This is a genomic window from Streptosporangium sp. NPDC023825, from assembly GCF_040639575.1.
In the GTDB taxonomy this organism is placed as follows: Bacteria; Actinomycetota; Actinomycetes; order Streptosporangiales; family Streptosporangiaceae; genus Streptosporangium.
The window spans coordinates 181677-199000 of the sequence record NZ_JBFAAE010000007.1 but is presented as its reverse complement, the minus strand read 5'-3'; the positions used below and the strand labels follow the sequence as shown (position 1 = coordinate 199000).

The window sequence follows — 17324 nt, the reverse complement described above, 5'->3', positions numbered from 1 at the left end:
AGCCCGTTCCGGGGGTCGCCGCCGGGATCTCGCGCCGGGCCGGGCCGCCGGATCAGCCGGGGACGATCAGCTGGGGACGATCAGCGGAGGGCCGGCACCGACTCGACGAGGGTGACGAGGCCGCGCTCGTCGAGGAGGTTGACGGGGCGGACCGTCTCGTTGAGCAGCACGTAGTGGAAGGCCGCGCTCACCCGGTCCAGGGGGACGGCGGCCAGGTGGGACCAGGCCAGCCGGTAGGCGGCGAGCTGGACGGAGGCGGCGGCCTCGGCCTTCTTGCCGTTCGGGCGACGGCCGGTCTTCCAGTCGACGACCTCGTAGCGGTCGTCGGAGATCTGGAAGACCGCGTCCATCCGGCCGCGTACCACCCGGTCGGCGATCATGGTCTCGAAGGGGACCTCGACGTCGAACGGTTCCCTGCCCGCCCACTCGCTCTCCTCGAAGCGGGCGCGCAGCTCGTCGAGGTGGGCGTCAGGCTCGTCGAAGTCGTCGGACGCGCCGGGCAGCTCGAACTCGTCCATCAGCCGCTGCTGGCCCCAGCGCCCCTCCAGCCAGCGGTGGAACGAGGTGCCCCGGCGCGCCAGCGGGGCGGGCTTCTTGGGCACCGGGCGGCGGATCTGCCGGGCCAGCGCCTTGGCGTCGGAGGCCAGGGTGACGAGAGAGGACACGGTCAGGTGGGTGGGCAGCTCCACCCGGCCACTGCCGCGCCGCCGGTTCTGCTCGCGCTCCCTGAGCAGGAGCTCGATGTCGCGCTCCCACGCCTTCGCCCGCTCCCTGTCCCACCCACGCAGGTCGGCCGTCGGCACCGGCCGACGCTCCGGCGGCTCCCCGGCCTCGGCCTCGAACCCGGCCCATGGCTCGGACTCGGGCTCGGCTTCGGACCCGGGGCCGGGCTCGGGTGTCGCGCCCGCCGCCCCCGGCTCGGCCTCGGACACCGCCCCGGCCCCTTCGGACACCGGCTCGGACACCGTTTCCGGCCCCGCCCCGGCCTCGGACAGCACTCCCGGGCCTGCCCCGGCCGGTTCGCTCCCCCGGGTGGGGGCCACGGCCTCGGACGCCCCGGGGAAAGCGTCCTGCGGATCCGCCGCGAACGGCACGTCCTCGTCCTCCGGGTCCGCCGGGAAGGACTCGTCCCACGGGTCGCCGGCAAAGGGCACACTCTCGTCGTCCGGGAAGGGCACGTCCGCGTCCTCGGGAAAAGCCCCCCCGCCCCCCGGTCCCTCGGGGAAGGGGACGTCCTCGTACGCGGACGCGGACCTGCTCCCGGACGTGGAACCGGCCCCGGGAGCCGCGCCCCCCGCCAGGGCGGCGAGGGCCGCCTCGACCATGGTGGCTCCGTCGAGGACCGCCGCGTAGCGGACGTCCTCCGGGGCGATCGGCCACACGGACTCGGCGGGCTCGGCGAGGAGCGGGTTGGTCGCCCCTTCCTCCACCTCCGGGGCCCAGAAGGCCACCCGGCCGCAGGTCTCGCGGATCTCCACCAGGAAGTCGGACGGCTCCAGCGGCTTGGCCGCGGTCCCCCAGCGGTAGCCGGAGGCGATCAGGAGGTAGTGGGCTCGGGTGACGGCGACGTACGCCAGGCGGCGCTCCTCCAGCAGGTCGCGGTCGCGGCAGCGCTCGTCGAAGACGGCCAGCTCCTCCTTGGCGAGCCCGGCCAGCTCCGGCAGGTCCGAGGCGTCGCCGCGCAGCGGGTAGGGCAGCTTGCGGGGGTTCTCCGTCCATTTCGGGCTGGTCGTGGCGCGGGCCGGGAACATGGTGCCGACGGTGAGCGTCCCGGCCTTGGACAGCGCCTGGGACAGGCCGGGCACCACGACGACCGGCCACTCCAGTCCCTTGGAGGCGTGCACGGTCATCAGCTTCACGCTGTTGCTCTCGCCCACCCGCCCGGCGTCCAGCCCGTTCTCCTCCTCGTCGGCCGCCTTCAGGAACGCCAGGAACGCGCCCAGCGTCGGGTCCTCGGAGTCACCGGCGAACCGGGCGGCGGCGTCCAGGAAGGCGTCGAGGTCGGCGCGGGCGGCGAACGGGCCGACGGCCGTCCCCCTGGCCGCCACCTCGATGTCCAGGCCGAGCGTGCGCTCGATCTCCAGGATCAGGTCGGGCAGCGGCTGGCCGGTGTGGGCGCGCAGGACGCGCAGCTCCTGGGCCATCGCCACCAGCCGCACCGCGGCCAGGGGGGAGAACAGGTCCTGCCAGGCGGGGCGGTCGGGCAGCTCGTCGAGGGCGTCGACCAGGCTGCCGCGCTCCTCGGCCATGTCCGCCACGACCTGGTCCAGCGGGTCGGCCACCGGCGAGGAGCCCTCGCGGGTCTCCCGGTTCAGCTCGCGGGCCCGCTCGCCCAGCTCCTTGAGGTCGGCGGGGCCGATCCGCCAGCGGGGGCCGGACAGCAGCCGCACCAGCGCGTCCCCGGCGCTCGGGTCGTAGATGACGCGCAGCGTGGAGACGATGTCGGCCACCTCGGGCACGGTGAGCAGGCCGCCCAGACCGACGATCTCGACCGGGATGCCGCGCGCCTCCAGCGCCCTGCGCAGCGCGGGGAACTGCGAGCGTTTGCGCGCCAGGATCGCCACGTCGTGCGGCTGGAGACACTGCGGGCCGCCCCAGGCGCTCTGCTTGGCCCTCTTGCGCTCGCCCTCGCCCCAGGGCATGCCGTCGGGCGCGCTCTCCGCGCCCAGCACCCTGGCGATCCCCGAGGCGATCCACTCCGCCTCGTCGTCGGCGGTCTCGTGGAAGGCGCACACCACCCGGCCGCGGTCGATCCGGTTGCCGCCGGGCACCAGGACCGGCACCTCCCTGGCCTCCATCCGCAGCGGCAGCTGGAGCCGGGCGGCGACGTCCAGCACGGCGTCGCCGTTGCGGAAGCTGACCGACAGGCGGTTGATCGGGGCGAGCTCTCCGGAGGCGGTCCTGAAGTCGCGGGGGAAGCGGGTCAGGTTGCCCGCGGAGGCCCCGCGCCAGCCGTAGATGGACTGGCAGGGGTCGCCCACGGCCGTCACCGGGTGACCTCCGCCGAACAGGGCGCGCAGCAGGACGAGCTGGGCGTGGCTTGTGTCCTGGTACTCGTCCAGGAGGACCACGGCGAACCGCCCGCGCTCGATCTCGCCGACGTCGGCGTGCTTGGCGGCGATCCTGGCCGCCAGCGCCATCTGGTCGCCGTGGTCGACGACCTCCCTGCTCCGCTTGAGCCGGTCGTACGCCTCGACCAGCGGCAGCAGCTGCTCCCTGGCCCGCTGGACGGCCAGCGGCCTGCGCTGGTCCTTGACCGGCGTGCCGGGCAGCTGGGCGTACCGCTGGGCGAGCCAGGCGCCGACGTCGCGCACGTCCTGCGGGGTGCGCAGGTGCTCGGCCAGCTCCCCGGCCAGCTCCAGCACCGCCCGGGTGACGGTCGCCGGGCTCCACTCGACCTGTTCCATCGGCCCGTCGTACGCGCTGACCACCCGGCCGGCGAGCTGCCAGGAGACGGCCGGGGAGACCAGGCGCATGGTCGGCTCCAGCGCCTCGCGCAGGGCGTGGTCGGTGACCAGGCGGGCCGCGTAGGCGTGGTACGTCGAGATGGTCGGCTCGCCCTCCATCAGGTCGGCGGGCACCTGCTTGGTCTCGACCAGGCCGTTGAGCCGCTCGCGCACGCGCGCGGCCAGCTCTCCGGCGGCCTTCCTGGTGAAGGTCAGGCCGAGCACCTGCTCGGGGCGGACCAGGCCGTTGGCGACCAGCCAGACGACGCGCCCGGCCATGGTCTCGCTCTTGCCCGACCCGGCTCCGGCCATCACCACCATCGGTTCGAGACCGGCCTCGATCACGGCGGCCTGTTCGGGGGTCGGTGGCAGGATGCCCAGCTTGGCGGCCAGCTGGACCGGGCTCAGCACACCTGATCTCCGTTCTTGCTGACCGGGCAGCTCGACCGCACGGCGCAGGTGCGGCAGCCGTCGTTCACCTTGGCCTGGAAGAACGGTCCCGACATGCCGACGGCGACGGTGCCGACCATGTCCTTGGCCCAATCGGGGTCGGGGTCGTCCGCCAGGGGAGGCTGGATCTGCTCCTTGGCGGCCTTCTTGCCCGCCGCGTCGCCCACCTGGACCAGGGCCGCGCCGCCCGGCTCGGTCATGCCGTGCCGCTGGAAGGCGCCCAGCAGCGCGGCGAGCTGGTAGACGCCGAGCTGGGGGTGGCGTTCGAGATCGGCGTCCTTGGGGCCGTTCTTGCCGGTCTTGATGTCGATGATCACGGCCCGGCCGTCGCCGTCGCGCTCGACCCGGTCGACCCGGCCCTTGATCTGCACGCCCTCGGAGACCATGGCCGTGAACGCCTCCTCCAGGCCGACCAGCTCCCGGGGGTTCTCCTCGTGCCAGCGGACGAACTTGGAGATCATCTCCTCGGCGACCCTGCGCTGCTTGCGGTTGTACCAGACGCCGCCGAAGTCGAGCTCGTGCCAGACGTCGTCCAGGCGCTTGCCGAGGGTCTCCTCGGTGGGCATGCCCGTCGCGGCGAGGACGGCGAGCGCGTGCACGACCGTGCCCAGGCCGCGGGCCACGTCGGTGCCGCCCGCGCCCACGGAGGTCTCCAGCAGCCAGCGCAGGCCGCACTTGCTGAAGCTCTCCACCGCCGAGGGCGAGACGCGCACGATGTCGTCGGGCCAGCTGAGCGGGCGGTCGTCGGAGATGGGGGTGAGGGCGTACCACTCGTTGGGGTGGGCGCCGGGCACCCCGGAGACGGCGAGCCTGGCCAGGTGCTCGGCCGCGGACCTGCGCAGCGGCTCGGGCCTGGTGGAGTCGGCGACCGCCGAGCGCAGGTCGGCGACGAGCGCGGACATGCTGAGCCAGCGGGACCGCTCGTCGACGCCCGCGGCGTCCTCGGCCGAGCCGGGGACCAGCTCGGTGAGGAAGCGGGAGGGCCGCTCCTCGGTGTCGTCGCCGCCCACGGCGGTGACGATGAGTCTCTTCCTGGCCCTGGTGGCGGCCACGTAGAACAGGCGGCGCTCCTCGGCCAGCAGCTGGGAGGCCAGGGCCGCGGAGACGGCCGCCGGGTTCTCGTGCTCGGAGCCCTCGGCCCTGGCGACCATGTCGTCGGTGCTCAGGATGGACCCGCGCAGCCGCAGGTCCGGCCAGGCGCCCTCCTGGACCCCCGCGACGACCACCACGTCCCACTCCAGGCCCTTGGAGCGGTGCGCGGTGAGGATGCGGACCGTGTCCCCGTCGGGGGCCCGGTCGGCGAGGGAGTCGCCGGGGATCTCCTGGGCGACCAGGTCCTCGACGAACACGTCCACCCCGGCGTGCGGGAGCCGGTCGACGAACCTGGCCGTGTGGTCGAACAGCGCCACGACCGCGTCGAGGTCGCGGTCGGCCATGGTGCCCCTGACGCCGCCCCTGAGGCTGACGTCGGTCCACTTCCTGGCCAGGCCGGTGGCCTGCCAGACGGCCCACAGCACGTCCTCGGCGGTGCCGCCCTTCCGTACGGCCTCGGTGGCGGCGGAGATGAGACCGGCGAGCCGTTCGGCGGGCTTCGCGACGTGCTCGTCCACCCTCACCAGCTCCCGCGCGTCCTTCAGCGCCGCGACCATCAGCTCGCCCGAGGAACGCGGGCCGGCGCTCTCGCGCTCGGCGACGCGTTCCACCATCTCGTCCACGTCGGCCAGGTCGGCCACATCGTCCGTGTCGTGCTCGCCGGTACCGTCCGGCGCCTCGTGCTCGCCGGGGTCGGCCAGCGCCTCGTGCTCGGCGATCCGCAGGGCGCGGCGCAGCCGGCGCACCCCGATCATGTCGGTGCCGCCGAGCGCCCCGGTCAGCAGCTCCTCCGCCACCCCCTCGTCGAGGGTCTCCGGGTGCAGCGCCACCTGGATGAGCCTGATCAGCGGCCGTACGCCCGGCTCCTGGAACAGCGGCACCTCGCCGCCGCCGACCACGACCGGCACCCCCGCGGTGACCAGGGCGCGGCGCAGCAGCGGCACCTGGCGCGTCGCCGACCGCACCAGCACGGCCATCCGCGACCAGGGGACGCCGTCCAGCAGGTGCGCCCTGCGGAGCGTGTCGGCCACGATCGCCGCCTCCTGGGTGGCGCCGTCGGCCACCAGCACCCGTACGTCGCCGGCCTCGGCGTCCGGCAGGGCGCGCAGGTCCCGGTGGGCGGCGCCGCCCGGGGTGGCGGGCAGGCGGGCGGTGACCCGGCGGGTGGCCCGCAGCAGGTCCCGGCCGCTGCGGCGGCAGACGCGCAGCGCGACGACGGGGGCCTTCGCGCCGCCGGCGTCGCGGAAGCGGTCGGGGAAGTTCATGATCCCGCGGACGTCGGCGCCGCGGAAACCGTAGATCGACTGGTCGGGGTCGCCGACCGCGATCAGGTCGCGGCCCTCCCCGGCCAGCTGCTGGAGCAGGAACTCCTGCGCGGGGTCGGTGTCCTGGTACTCGTCGACGAAGACGGCGTCGTACGCCGACCGCTCGCGGGTCCGCACCTCGGGGTCGGAGAGCAGGGCCCCCGCCGCGCGGATCAGCTCCGCGTAGTCGAGGACCGGTTCGAGGTCGAGGTCGAACCTGGCCTGGTAGCGGTCGGCGAACGCCCCTGCGGCCGTCCAGTCCGGACGGCCGTGGCGGCGGCCCAGCTCTCTCAGCTCGGGCCCGTCGAGGCCGCGCTCGGCGGCGCGGGCCAGGAAGTCGCGGAGCTCGGAGGCGAAACCGCGCGTCTTGAGCGCCTCGTGCATGTCGTCGGGCCAGTGCTTGGCGCCGTCCTCCAGCTCGCCGTGGAGCAGGCGGCGGATCTCCAGGAGCTGCTCGGGACCGGTCAGCAGCCGCGGCGGCAGCCCTCCGGCGAGCACGGCCTCGCGGCGCAGCAGCGCGTAGGCGTAGCTGTGGAAGGTGAGGGCGAGGGGGGTGCGGGTGGTGCGGCGCATCCGGGCGGTGATGCGCTCGCGCAGCTCCTCGGCGGCCTTGCGGCTGAAGGTGAGGACGAGCACCCGCTCGGGGTCGACGCCCCGGCACTCGATCCTGTCGACGACGGTCTCGACGATCGTGGTGGTCTTGCCGGTGCCGGGCCCCGCGAGCACGAGGAGCGGGCCGCTCTCATGGGCCACCACCGCCCGCTGGTGCTCGTCGAGCACAGGGGCAACAGCCCTCCCCGCGCCCTCACGACGTATCAGCCGCCAGTCCTGACCACTCACAACTCGCCATTCCACCAGATCCCGGACGATGATCGTGCCGAGTCGGCGGGTACCGCATGGCGGATTCTCCACCGAATACGTCGGGCGGCGGGCGGTTTCCGGAAGATCCGTCGGCCCGAGCACCGCGCGGACCTGGGCAGGAGCCCCCGAAGGGAGGGGTCAGGGCGGGTTCACGGGCGGGAGGGACGTCGTTCGGACCACGCGCGGAACCACCGGAAACCGGTCAGGGATCACAGGACATCCGGGAACCGGTCAGGGATCGCGAGACCACCGGAAACAGGCCGGGAACAGGCCGGGATCGCGAGACGGCCGGAAACGGGCCGGGAACGCCCTCGGGGAGCGAGCCCGGAGACGGCTTCGGGGGCCGTTTCCGGGAAACGGCCCCCGAAGCCGGTCGGATCATCCGGACCGGTGCGGGACGATCAGGTCGGGAAGACGTGGTCGACGAGCCTCGCCGTCGCCTTGCCGTCGTCCCGGGGCGCGTAGGTGCGCTGGAAGAGGTCGTACTTCTCGGCGTGTGCGGCGACCACCTCGTCGATCGACCGCAGGGCCTTGATGACCTCCGCCCCGGTGGACAGCAGCGGGCCGGGGGCCTCGGCGGCCAGGTCGAGGTAGACGCCCCGCTTTGACGAGTAGCGCTGCAGGTCGTAGGTGAAGAAGAGCATCGGCCTGCCGGTCGCCGCGAAGTCGAACATGACCGACGAGTAGTCCGTGATCAGCACGTCCGCGATCAACAGCAGATCCGTGATATCCGGATATGTCGTGACGTCGCGCCCGAGGCCGGCGCGCACGTTCGGTGCCGCCTGCATCGAGTGACCCCGGATCAGGAACTCGTGGCCGGGACCGAGCACCCGGTGCGCCTCGGCCAGGTCCAGGCGGATCGAGGCGTTCTTGCGGTCGTAGTCGCGGTAGGTCGGCGCGTAGAGGACCACCTTGGCGCCCTCGGCGATGCCGAGCCGCGCGCGCACCGCCGCGGCCAGCTCGTCGCGGTCGGGGGCGACGAGCACGTCGTTGCGCGGGTAGCCGCTCTCCAGGACCTCGCCCTGGTAGCCGAACGCCTTGCGAAGGACGCGGGTCGCCCAGGGGCTCTGGGAGACCAGCAGGTCCCAGCCGCGCACCTCGACGGCCTGCCGGTGCCAGGCGGGCGGCCTGGGGTCGCGGGACATGTGCGGCAGGTCGTTGCCCAGGCGCTTGACCGGGGTGCCGTGCCAGGTCTGCACGACGACCTGGTCCTCGCGGGACCGGAACCACGGCGGCAGGAAGCCGTTGGTCACCACGTAGCGCGAGCGGGCCAGCGCCGCGTAGTGCTCGCGGCTGCCCGCGCGCACCACGGTCGGGCCCGCGCCCGTGCCGAAGCCGAGCTCCTGCGGGCCGGGAGGCACGAACGCGCCGTCCTTGACCACCCAGATGTGCTCGCCGGCCTCACCGCGCCGCACGCGCTCCTCGTAGACCGCGCGGACGCTGCCCTCGTACTGCCGCCCGTCGTAGGCGGCGTAGACGGTCGCGTCGTTCAGCTCACGGGTCCGCTCGGCGGGGTAGAAGTGCCGGCGCAGGGCGTACAGGCCGCCGGCGCCCTTCTCGTCGTCGGGAAGGTGCTCGGCGACGGACAGCACCGGGATGTCGAAACGGGTGGAGATCAGGCGGTATTCGCGGCCGTCGAGGATCTTCGTGTCCTCGTCCAGCCCGTCGAGGATGGCGTGGTCGACGCGGAACGGGACGATCTGCCCGGCCGCGTCGCGGACCGCCATGCTCCAGGTACCGCTGCTCAGCGGGGCCGTGTCCCCGAAGCGGGGCATCGCGGCGGGCGCGACCCGGACCGTGAAGCGGGAGTCCTCGCGCTCCAGGGGGACGGCCTGGATCAGCCCGCTGCGGTGCTTGAGGGTCAGCGCGGCCTCGCCGGAGCCCGGGTAGGAGCCCTCCAGGGTGAGCACGCCCCGCTCGTCCCAGGTCGCCGCGTCGATGACCGGGCGGATCCGGTGGGCGGAGACGCTCACCCGGTCGCGCCGGTCGCGCAGCACGGTGATCTCACGGTCGCCGACGACCGTACGGCTCTCCCGAGCCTTCCCGATCATGACGGAGGCCGCGGGGTCGCCCTTGGGCTCGATCCAGAGCCGGCCGCCGTCGCGCTCCTGCAGCAGGGACGCCGTCGCGAGCGGCACGACGACGGTGGTGCCGCCCTCGACGGGGGTGAAGTCGGCGGCGATCCGGTGGCCGTCCAGGCGGGCCTGTCCCCTGGTCACGCCCTTGCCCGGCAGGAAGACCTCGACCTCCAGGCGCTCGCCCTCCAGCCGCACGCCGGCCAGCTCGGCCCGGGTGGGCTGCAGCACGATCTGGAGGGCGCGGTCGGAGGTCCAGACGGGACGGATCCACCAGCCCTTGCCGAGGTCCAGCCCCGCCGGGCGCTCGGTGCGTCCGGTGGAGGGGCCGCGCAGGAGACCGCCGGCGCGGGCGCCCCGGCTCCAGATCACGATCTCGGTACGCCAGGTGGTGGTGTCCTGCACGGTCGCCCGGCGGCGCAGCAGCCGCTTGCCCCCGCGCACCACGGCCCGTACGGCCGAACGCCAGCGCAGCGGCCACGGGCTCATCTCGGCGGTGAAGCCGGACCAGTCGTAGTTGCAGCCCGCCTCCTCCGCGCCGTGGGTCGCCTCGGGGTGGAAGACCCTGCGGGTGCGGAGCCGCACCGGCGGCAGCCAGCGCGGGCCGCGCAGCACCACGCTCGCCCGGTTGAAGCGGCGGCTTCGCACGGACAGCCCGGCCAGGTAGGCGTGGCCGCTGATGTGCAGCCGCCCGCCCGACCAGGAGATGTCCTCGATCTGGGTCACCGGGATGAGGTCGGCCGCCCGCAGCCGGTACAGGGACTCGGGCAGCTCGTCCTGGAGCGGCAGGTCCGCGTACCAGCGGAGGCTCTTGCGGACCCGCTTGGACGGCTCCGCGGCGGCGGTCACGAGCTTCTGCAGCGCGTCGCCGTCGGCGAGGTCGTCGATCCCCCGATGCTCGATCAGGTGGAAGGCGATCCTGCGGGCGACCGGCAGGTCGCGCTTGACCTTCGCGTCGACACCGGTCACGTACGGCTTCAGGAGCGTGACGAACTCGCGGCGCCTGGCGGCGCCCCGCTTGGCCGCGATCTCCAGCCGGGACCCCAGGGGGCCGGCCAGGGCGTCGGCGTCGAAGCGTCGGCGCTCGTCCGGTTTCAGCCCGTCCGCCAGCACAGCGGCCATGATCGAGTCGAGGGGTTCTCCCCGGTCGCAGAGATCCTGGACAGCCCGCAGACGATCAGCGACGGGGTCGCCGCTGGCTCGTGCGGGAGTGGCACCGGTGGCCATGGGGAAAGCACCGCCTTTCGGACAGAGCGCTGTCCTAGGCCATGGTAGTGCGCCACGGCAGGGCCGGTTACGCCGTGATTTACGGGCCTGCAGGATTTACAGGCATTTGTGATCTAGCGGGTTTCCCCCGCCCTCCCGCCACGCGACCCAGCGGGTTCCCGTCCTGTCCGGCCGCCGTACGATCTACGGCTTCCCGTCCCACCTGGCCGCCCGCATGTCGGCGCGGGCGCCCCTGAGCGGGGTCCGCTCCTCGCGCCAGCTCGCCAGGCACCGCTGCTCGTGGCCGGGCGGCGGGGTGCCGTCGGCGTGCACGACACGCCACCAGGGCACGCCCCCGCCCCAGGTGGACATCACCCTGCCGACCTGGCGCGGACCCCCCTCGCCGAGATACTCGGCGATGTCGCCGTAGGACATCACCATTCCGGCCGGGATGCGTTCGACCAGGTCGAGCACCCGCTCGGCGTACGGGGTGGGATGGCCTACTGGCTCCATACGGTCGGTCCGGCGGAGAGGATCTCGTCGAGCTTGCCGAACTCGTAGGCCGCCGAGCCGTTCAGCTGCTCGACGAGGCCGCCGCGGATCGCGTAGGACTCGCCGTCCTCGCCCACCAGCCGCGCTCCCAGCAGGGCGGACACGCGCGCCAGCTGGGCCACCTGCCAGTCGGACCCGGGAGTGCCGGAAAGACCGCCGTTCCATACCGCGATGGCATGGACCGCGCCGTTGTGGCGGGCCAGAATCTCCCCGGACTCCTGCGAGCCCCTGAACTCGAACCCCGCCTGCCCCAGCACAGTCGCGAGTTCCGCGAAGGCGAGAGGCGCAGGGCGCTCCACGCGCAACTCGTACCCCATAACGCGCGAGACTAGCGAATGTTCCCGGTTTTCCGGGGCGTGAATCCAGACATCCGGGCTACCGCATCCGAACGGTGTCCAAAACGCGTTCGAATCGCAGTCGAATTACGGTTACCTTCGCGATCTACCGCGCCGGACCGGCTCGAAGGCCGCCGCCATCGGCCCTTCCCTGCCGGAGTGCCGGTTGAGCATCGCCACGGCCCCCGCGAACGCCAGCAGGCCGCCCGCGAGGCCCACGCCGTACAGCCAGAGGCGCACGGGCTCGGGGCCCGGCCTGCTGGGCTCGGTGGGCAGGGTGCCGTCACCGAAGCGCTTGCCGTCGGGCACCGGGACCTCCGCCGCGCCGGCCACCAGCCGGCCCGCCTTGGCCAGGGCCGCCGCGGCGTCGACGACACCGAACCCGATGTGGTCGTCGTAGCCGTTGGCGGGACCCGCCGTCGCCGTGGAGGTGAGAGCCTGCGACACCATTTGCGGCGATATATCCGGATACTTTGCTTTTATGAGGGCGGCGACCCCGGCGACCAGCGCGGTCGCCGAGCTGGTCCCCTCCGACGATCCGTACTTTCCGCCGGGAACGACCACCGGCACGTCGACGCCCGGCGCCGAGACCATGACCGACAGGTTGTCGCTGCTGAACGTCGCCGGCTTGCCCAGGTCGTCGACCGCGCCCACCCCGATGACCCCGGAGTATCCGGCGGGGAAGTTCCAGAAGGAGGTGGCGTTGTCCATGGCGTACTGGGATTCGCCGTCGTTGCCCACGGCGGCGACGAGCACCACCCCCCGGGACAGCGCGTAGGAGACCGCCTCCCGCTCGCTCCGGTGCGGCCCGTACGCGCCCAGCGACATGCTGACGACCTTGGCCCCGTGGTCGGCGGCGTAACGGATCGCGCGGGCCAGGGGGCTGTCGTTGCGCGAGCGCAGGTCCTCCTCGGGCAGGGCGGACCCGTCCTCGGGCCGCTCCTCGACGATCAGCGGCAGCGAGAGGATCCTGGCCTCGGGCGCGACGCCGAGAAGGCCCCCCTGCCCCTTGCCCGCCCCGGCGATGAGCGAGGCCATCGCGGTGCCGTGCCGCCCGGCGTCCGGGGTGTCCCTGTCGAACCTGATCGACCCCATGTCGGGCCCGGAGATCACCCGTCCCCGCAGCTCGGCGACCTGGTCGTCCACCCCGCTGTCGACCAGTGCCACGATGACGCCCGACCCCTTGGTGACCTTCCACGCCTCCTCGGCGTTGAGCATCTCCAGCACCCAGCGCTGGTCCTCGCGCACGTCCGCGGCGCCCTCGAGAGGCGCGGGCTCGGGTGGCGCCGACTCCGACGGCACCGGCTCGGGCGGCGTGGTCGACATGGACGGCGAGGGTGGAACGGACGACGACGACCCGGCGAGCGCCGAGGTGGCCGTCGCCGGGGCGGCGACCGGGACCGGACCCGCCACGGAGAGCGCGACCAGCGCTCCCGCCGCCCAGAGCCGCCGCCTCAGCACACGTTCCCCTGGGTGCACTGGGGCACGGCGCTGGGCTCGTCGCCGAGGGCGCGGGCGATGCGCCCCGCGACCGCCTGGGCCGTGGGCCACAGCTCGCTGTGCAGGATCTCCTCGGGGGCGACCGCCTGCCGGGTGCGGCCGTCGGTGTAGCCGGCGGTGGAGAAGACGATGTAGGGACCGACGCCCACCCAGGCGTTGCGCTGGCGTTGCGCGGCCCCGAACAGCTCGGTCGCCGTGCCGGGGAAGGCCACGGGGCGCACCCCCACCCGATCGTCCACGGCCAGCTGCGCGGAGGCGGCGATCCGCCGCTCCTCGTCCTCGAGCACGGCGATGCCCACGGTGAAGGCGAAGGAGGACGTCTGGTCGACGTAGGTGGCCCGCAGCAGGGTGCGGCAGCCGTACTCCGAGAGCACCGAGCCCACCGGCGCGTCCGTTCCCGCCGCGCAGGCCACCTCGGGGGCGAGGCCGACCCTGCGGGCGTACTGCTGGACCCTGCCGAGGCCGAGGTACTGCAGCTCGACGGGGAAGACCAGGTCGGCGGTCCAGGTGTGCCAGCGCCTGGCGATGTCGTCCTGGATGTAGCGGGCCTGCTCGGCGGCGGTCAGCGGGCGCGAGCTCGTCTCGCGCACCAGCCCGACCGTACCGGTCAGCACGTTGGTGGCGGCGATGGCGAGGATCGTGCCCATCAGGATCAGGAAGATCGTACGGAAGCGGATGCCCTGTTCCAGGGTCGCCAGCTCGTTCCGCTTGACCGCCGCGCGGTCGCGCCCCGCCGCCGGCCAGGCCCGCACGCGGGTCCGCCTGGCCGCGGAGCCCGGCGCGGACGCCCGCCGGATCCGGCCACCGCCGGACCCGCCGATGCCGCCCACCCGGGAGCCTGACGGCGGCCAGCCGCCGCGAGCGCGGGGGGCGGGGGTTCCCAGAGGCCGCTCCGGCTCCTGGGACCGCCCTTGCTGCGACATACTCCGATGCTACGTCGAAGGACCTCTCCGCCCTATCGGCGGCGGGTATTTTCGCGACACTCTCCGTGGCCGGACCGGGTCTCGGAGGCTCGCCCGGCACCGCCGGGAGCTCACGGCCAGGGGGCCGCGGCCGGGCCTGGCCCGGGCTCGTCGAAGGCCTCCGACGAGCGGGTACGGCCGACGAACACGGCGAGCGCGATCAGGGAGGCGACCGCGCCGAACCCGGCGGCCACGGCCACGCCGCCGTACAGGGTGATCCGGTCCCGGTCGCGGTGGACGACCCGCACCGGCTCGGCCGCCACGCCCAGCGGGCGGGCGGGGTCGTGCCCCCCCGCCCCCTCGGCGGTGAGGGTGTGCCGGGAGATCCTGGCGGCGGCGGCGAGGGCCCGGGTCGCGTTGACGACGCCGAAACCCGTACCGGTGTCGTAGCCGCCCGTGGGCCGCCGGGTGGCCCCCTCGGTGATCGCCTGCACGACCAGTACGGGCGACATTTTTGGATATTTGGCCTTAATGAGGGCGACAACCCCCGAGACCAGGGCGGTCGCCTGGGAGGTACCCCGGCCGACCCAGTACTCGTCCCCCGGACCGGCGCCGAGGATGTCCACCCCCGGTGCGGCCACCAGGACCGAGGGGTTCCGGTTGGAGAAGGAGGCCCGGCGCAGCCCGCGGTCCGTCGCGGCGACCGAGACCACTCCCGGGAAGGCCGCCGGGTAGGAGTAGGGGGCGTGGCCGCTGGCGTCCGGCTTCCCGGCGCCCTCGTTGCCCGCCGCCGCGACGAGCACGACCCCCTTGGAGATCGCGTAGCGGATCGCCGACCGCTCCTCCCTGGTCGCCAGCTCCTTGGAGATGGACATGTTGATCACGTCGGCGCCGCGGTCCACCGCGTGCCTGATGCCCCTGGCCACCACGTTCTCGTAGCGCTCGGCGGTGTTGAACTCCCGGAAACCCGGCTCCTCGTCCTCCAGGATGACCCGTACCGACAGCACCCTCGCGCGGGGCGCGACGCCGATCACCCCGTCGGCCCCGCCCGGCCCGTGGCCGTGCCCGGCGATCAGCGACGCCATGTACGTGCCGTGCAGCCTCAGGGGGCTCACCCCCGGCGGGTTCGCCCCGGCCGTGAAGTCCTTGCCCTCGGTCACCGAACCGACCAGGTCACGGTGGTCACGGTCCACCCCGGAGTCGAGCACGGCCACGGTCACGCCCCTGCCCTCGGAGATCCGCCAGGCGGCGGGCAGGTCGAGGGTCCGCAGCACCTCCCGCTGGCTGTCCCTGACGTCGTCGGCCCGCGCGGCCGGAACCGGGGCCAGGATCACCGGCACCACCACCGCCGTCAGCACCACCGGCACCGTCCGCGTCACCGCTTTCCCCAGTGCCCTCAACGCCCTCAACGCCACCGGCACCGCCGGGTCCCCCGGTCCCCCCGGTTCCGCCCTCGCGGACGGACCGGCGGGCGGACATCGGGGCGTGGTCAGCATCGCCACTCCGTGGAGACGCAGTCGGGGCGGGCGGGCATGGACAGATCGGCGAGGATGCGGTCGGCGATGTCCCCGGTGAACGCGAACAGGGTCGGCCGCTGCTCGCCGACCGCCCTGGCGGGCCGGCCGTCGGTCTGGCCGACCGTGGCCATCACCACGTACGGGCCCGCCTGCCGGACGAGACCCGCCTGGCGTCCGGCGGAGACGAACCGGTCGGTCACGGTGCCGCGGAAGGCCAGCGCCCTCAGGCCGGGCGAGGGACCGCCGCCCCTGGGCAGCGCCGCTTTGGCCCTGGTGGCGCCGAGCTCGTCCGCGAAGGCCGCGACGCCGACGGTGACCACGATTCCCTGGAGCGCGTCGATGTAGGTGGCCCGCAGGATGCCCAGGCAGCCCGCCCGCCGCAGCACCTTGCGCAACCTGGCGTCGACCGCGCCTTCACAGCGGGTCTCCGGCGAGATGCCCACCCGTCGGGCCTTCTCCTCACCGCCCTGCTCCGCGGCGTAGGGGACGGTCTCGGGGAAGACGCGCCCGGCGGGCCAGGCCTGCCAGCGCCTGGCCACCTCGTCGAGGGCGGCCCGGTCGAGCTCCGCCTGGGTCGGCCCCCGGGTGAGTTCCGTCGCGGCGGCGCTGCTCGCCACCCCGGCCACGATCGCGCAGAGCAGCGTCAGGGCGGAAGCCACGACCAGCGTCGGCCATGAACGCCGCCGCTGACGTGGGACTTCATTCACGTCCCCGACCTTAATGCGGTGTGGCGGGTGTCATCCGCCGTTCCGTCCAGATCCGTCAGTGTGGAGAGGACTTGGTGACCTCGGCGGAATCCCCGCGGGGCCTCTGAGCGGCGAGCGCCCCGCGGAGCGGGTGCTCCACGGGGCGCGGGTCGCGCGGGTTCTCGGGTTTCTCGGTAAGCGGGCAGGCTCGGTTTCTCAGTAAGCGGGCAGGCTCGGGTCGACCGTCTTGATCCAGCTGAGCACGCCGCCGCCCACGTGGACGGCGTCGGAGAAGCCGGCGCTCTTGACGACCGCGAGGACCTCGGCGGAGCGGGCACCGGACTTGCAGTGCAGGACGATCTTCTTGTCCTGCGGCAGCCTCTCCAGCGCGGAGCCGTTGAGGAACTCGCCCTTGGGGATGAGCACGGCGCCGGGGATGGACACGATCTCGTACTCGTTCGGCTCGCGGACGTCGATCACGTAGATGTTCTCGCCCTTGTCCTGCCAGGACTTGAGCTCGGCGGCGGTGATCGTGGAGCCGGAGGCGGCCTCCTGGGCCTCCTCGGAGACCGCGCCGCAGAACGCCTCGTAGTCGTCGAGCAGCTGGGTGACCGTCGGGTTCTTGCCGCAGAGCACGCACTCGGGGTCCCTGCGGACCTTGACCGAGCGGTAGTTCATCTCCAGGGCGTCGTAGATCATCAGGCGGCCGACCAGCGGCTCGCCGATGCCCGCGAGGAGCTTGATGGCCTCGTTGACCTGGATGGAGCCGATCGATGCGCACAGCACGCCGAGCACGCCGCCCTCGGCGCACGAGGGGACCATGCCGGGCGGCGGGGGCTCGGGGTAGAGGCAGCGGTAGCAGGGGCCGTGCTCGGCCCAGAAGACGCTGGCCTGGCCGTCGAAGCGGTAGATCGAGCCCCAGACGTACGGCTTGCCGAGCAGGACGGCCGCGTCGTTGACCATGTAGCGGGTGGCGAAGTTGTCGGTGCCGTCCACGATCAGGTCGTAGGCGGCGAAGATCTCCATCACGTTGTCGGTGGTGAGAGCCTCGTTGTGGACGACCACGTTGACCAGCGGGTTGATCTCCCTGACGCTGTCGGCGGCACTCTCCGCCTTGGGGCGTCCGACGTCGGACTGGCCGTGGATGACCTGCCGCTGGAGATTGGACTCGTCGACCACGTCGAAGTCGATGACGCCGAGCGTGCCCACTCCCGCGGCCGCGAGATAGAGCAACGCGGGGGAACCCAGGCCTCCGGCGCCCACACAGAGCACCTTGGCGTTCTTCAGGCGCTTCTGCCCGGCCATGCCGACGTCAGGGATGATCAGATGGCGCGAGTAACGACGCACCTCGTCGACGGTCAGCTCGGCTGCCGGCTCTACCAGCGGTGGCAACGACAC

At 73.4% G+C, this 17324-nt stretch carries 10 protein-coding genes; all 10 read right to left on the bottom strand.

The features are described 5' to 3' along the window. Nucleotides 1–80 precede the first annotated feature (80 nt). Complete coding sequence (locus tag AB0G15_RS09530) at nt 81–3857, bottom strand: UvrD-helicase domain-containing protein (protein ID WP_362837028.1); 3777 nt, start codon at nt 3855–3857, stop codon at nt 81–83. Continuing rightward, nucleotides 3851–7072: an ATP-dependent DNA helicase gene (locus AB0G15_RS09525; protein WP_362837026.1), complete on the bottom strand. Its 3222-nt coding sequence runs from the start codon at nt 7070–7072 to the stop codon at nt 3851–3853. Before AB0G15_RS09525 ends, AB0G15_RS09530 begins: the two co-directional genes overlap by 7 nt. A gap of 482 nt (nt 7073–7554) precedes the next feature. Continuing rightward, a complete protein-coding gene (locus AB0G15_RS09520; RefSeq protein ID WP_362837024.1) occupies nt 7555–10350 on the bottom strand; it encodes a CDP-glycerol glycerophosphotransferase family protein in 2796 nt (931 codons plus the stop codon). 288 nt (nt 10351–10638) lie between these two features. Further along, nucleotides 10639–10947 (bottom strand): MGMT family protein, encoded by a 309-nt coding sequence (locus AB0G15_RS09515; protein ID WP_362837022.1) that lies wholly within the window; start codon nt 10945–10947, stop codon nt 10639–10641. Beyond that, complete coding sequence (locus AB0G15_RS09510; protein ID WP_362837020.1) at nt 10935–11303, bottom strand: hypothetical protein; 369 nt, start codon at nt 11301–11303, stop codon at nt 10935–10937. Before AB0G15_RS09510 ends, AB0G15_RS09515 begins: the two co-directional genes overlap by 13 nt. A 111-nt stretch (nt 11304–11414) precedes the next feature. Next, a complete protein-coding gene (locus AB0G15_RS09505; RefSeq protein WP_362837018.1) occupies nt 11415–12782 on the bottom strand; it encodes a S8 family serine peptidase in 1368 nt (455 codons plus the stop codon). Next, nucleotides 12776–13744, bottom strand: a complete 969-nt coding sequence (locus AB0G15_RS09500; RefSeq protein ID WP_362837016.1) for a hypothetical protein — start codon at nt 13742–13744, stop codon at nt 12776–12778. The genes AB0G15_RS09505 and AB0G15_RS09500 overlap by 7 nt, the downstream gene beginning before the upstream one ends. 110 nt (nt 13745–13854) lie before the next feature. Further along, nucleotides 13855–15102 carry a S8 family serine peptidase gene (locus tag AB0G15_RS09495; protein ID WP_362837014.1) on the bottom strand — a complete coding sequence of 416 codons (1248 nt, stop codon included), beginning with the start codon at nt 15100–15102 and terminating at the stop codon, nt 13855–13857. Nucleotides 15103–15212: 110 nt separating this feature from the next. Next, nucleotides 15213–15947, bottom strand: coding sequence for a hypothetical protein (locus tag AB0G15_RS09490; protein WP_362837012.1), 735 nt, complete (start codon nt 15945–15947; stop codon nt 15213–15215). Between the two features lie 195 nt (nt 15948–16142). Beyond that, nucleotides 16143–17324 (bottom strand): adenylyltransferase/sulfurtransferase MoeZ, encoded by a 1182-nt coding sequence (moeZ, locus tag AB0G15_RS09485; protein WP_362837010.1) that lies wholly within the window; start codon nt 17322–17324, stop codon nt 16143–16145.

What these genes read in the sequence shown, in the direction of transcription:
- AB0G15_RS09510 (WP_362837020.1), bottom strand. Translation starts at nt 11,303, where the DNA reads ATGGGGTACGAGTTGCGCGTGGAGCGCCCTGCGCCTCTCGCCTTCGCG.
- AB0G15_RS09515 (WP_362837022.1), bottom strand. Translation starts at nt 10,947, where the DNA reads ATGGAGCCAGTAGGCCATCCCACCCCGTACGCCGAGCGGGTGCTCGAC.
- AB0G15_RS09520 (WP_362837024.1), bottom strand. Translation starts at nt 10,350, where the DNA reads ATGGCCGCTGTGCTGGCGGACGGGCTGAAACCGGACGAGCGCCGACGC.
- AB0G15_RS09500 (WP_362837016.1), bottom strand. Translation starts at nt 13,744, where the DNA reads ATGTCGCAGCAAGGGCGGTCCCAGGAGCCGGAGCGGCCTCTGGGAACC.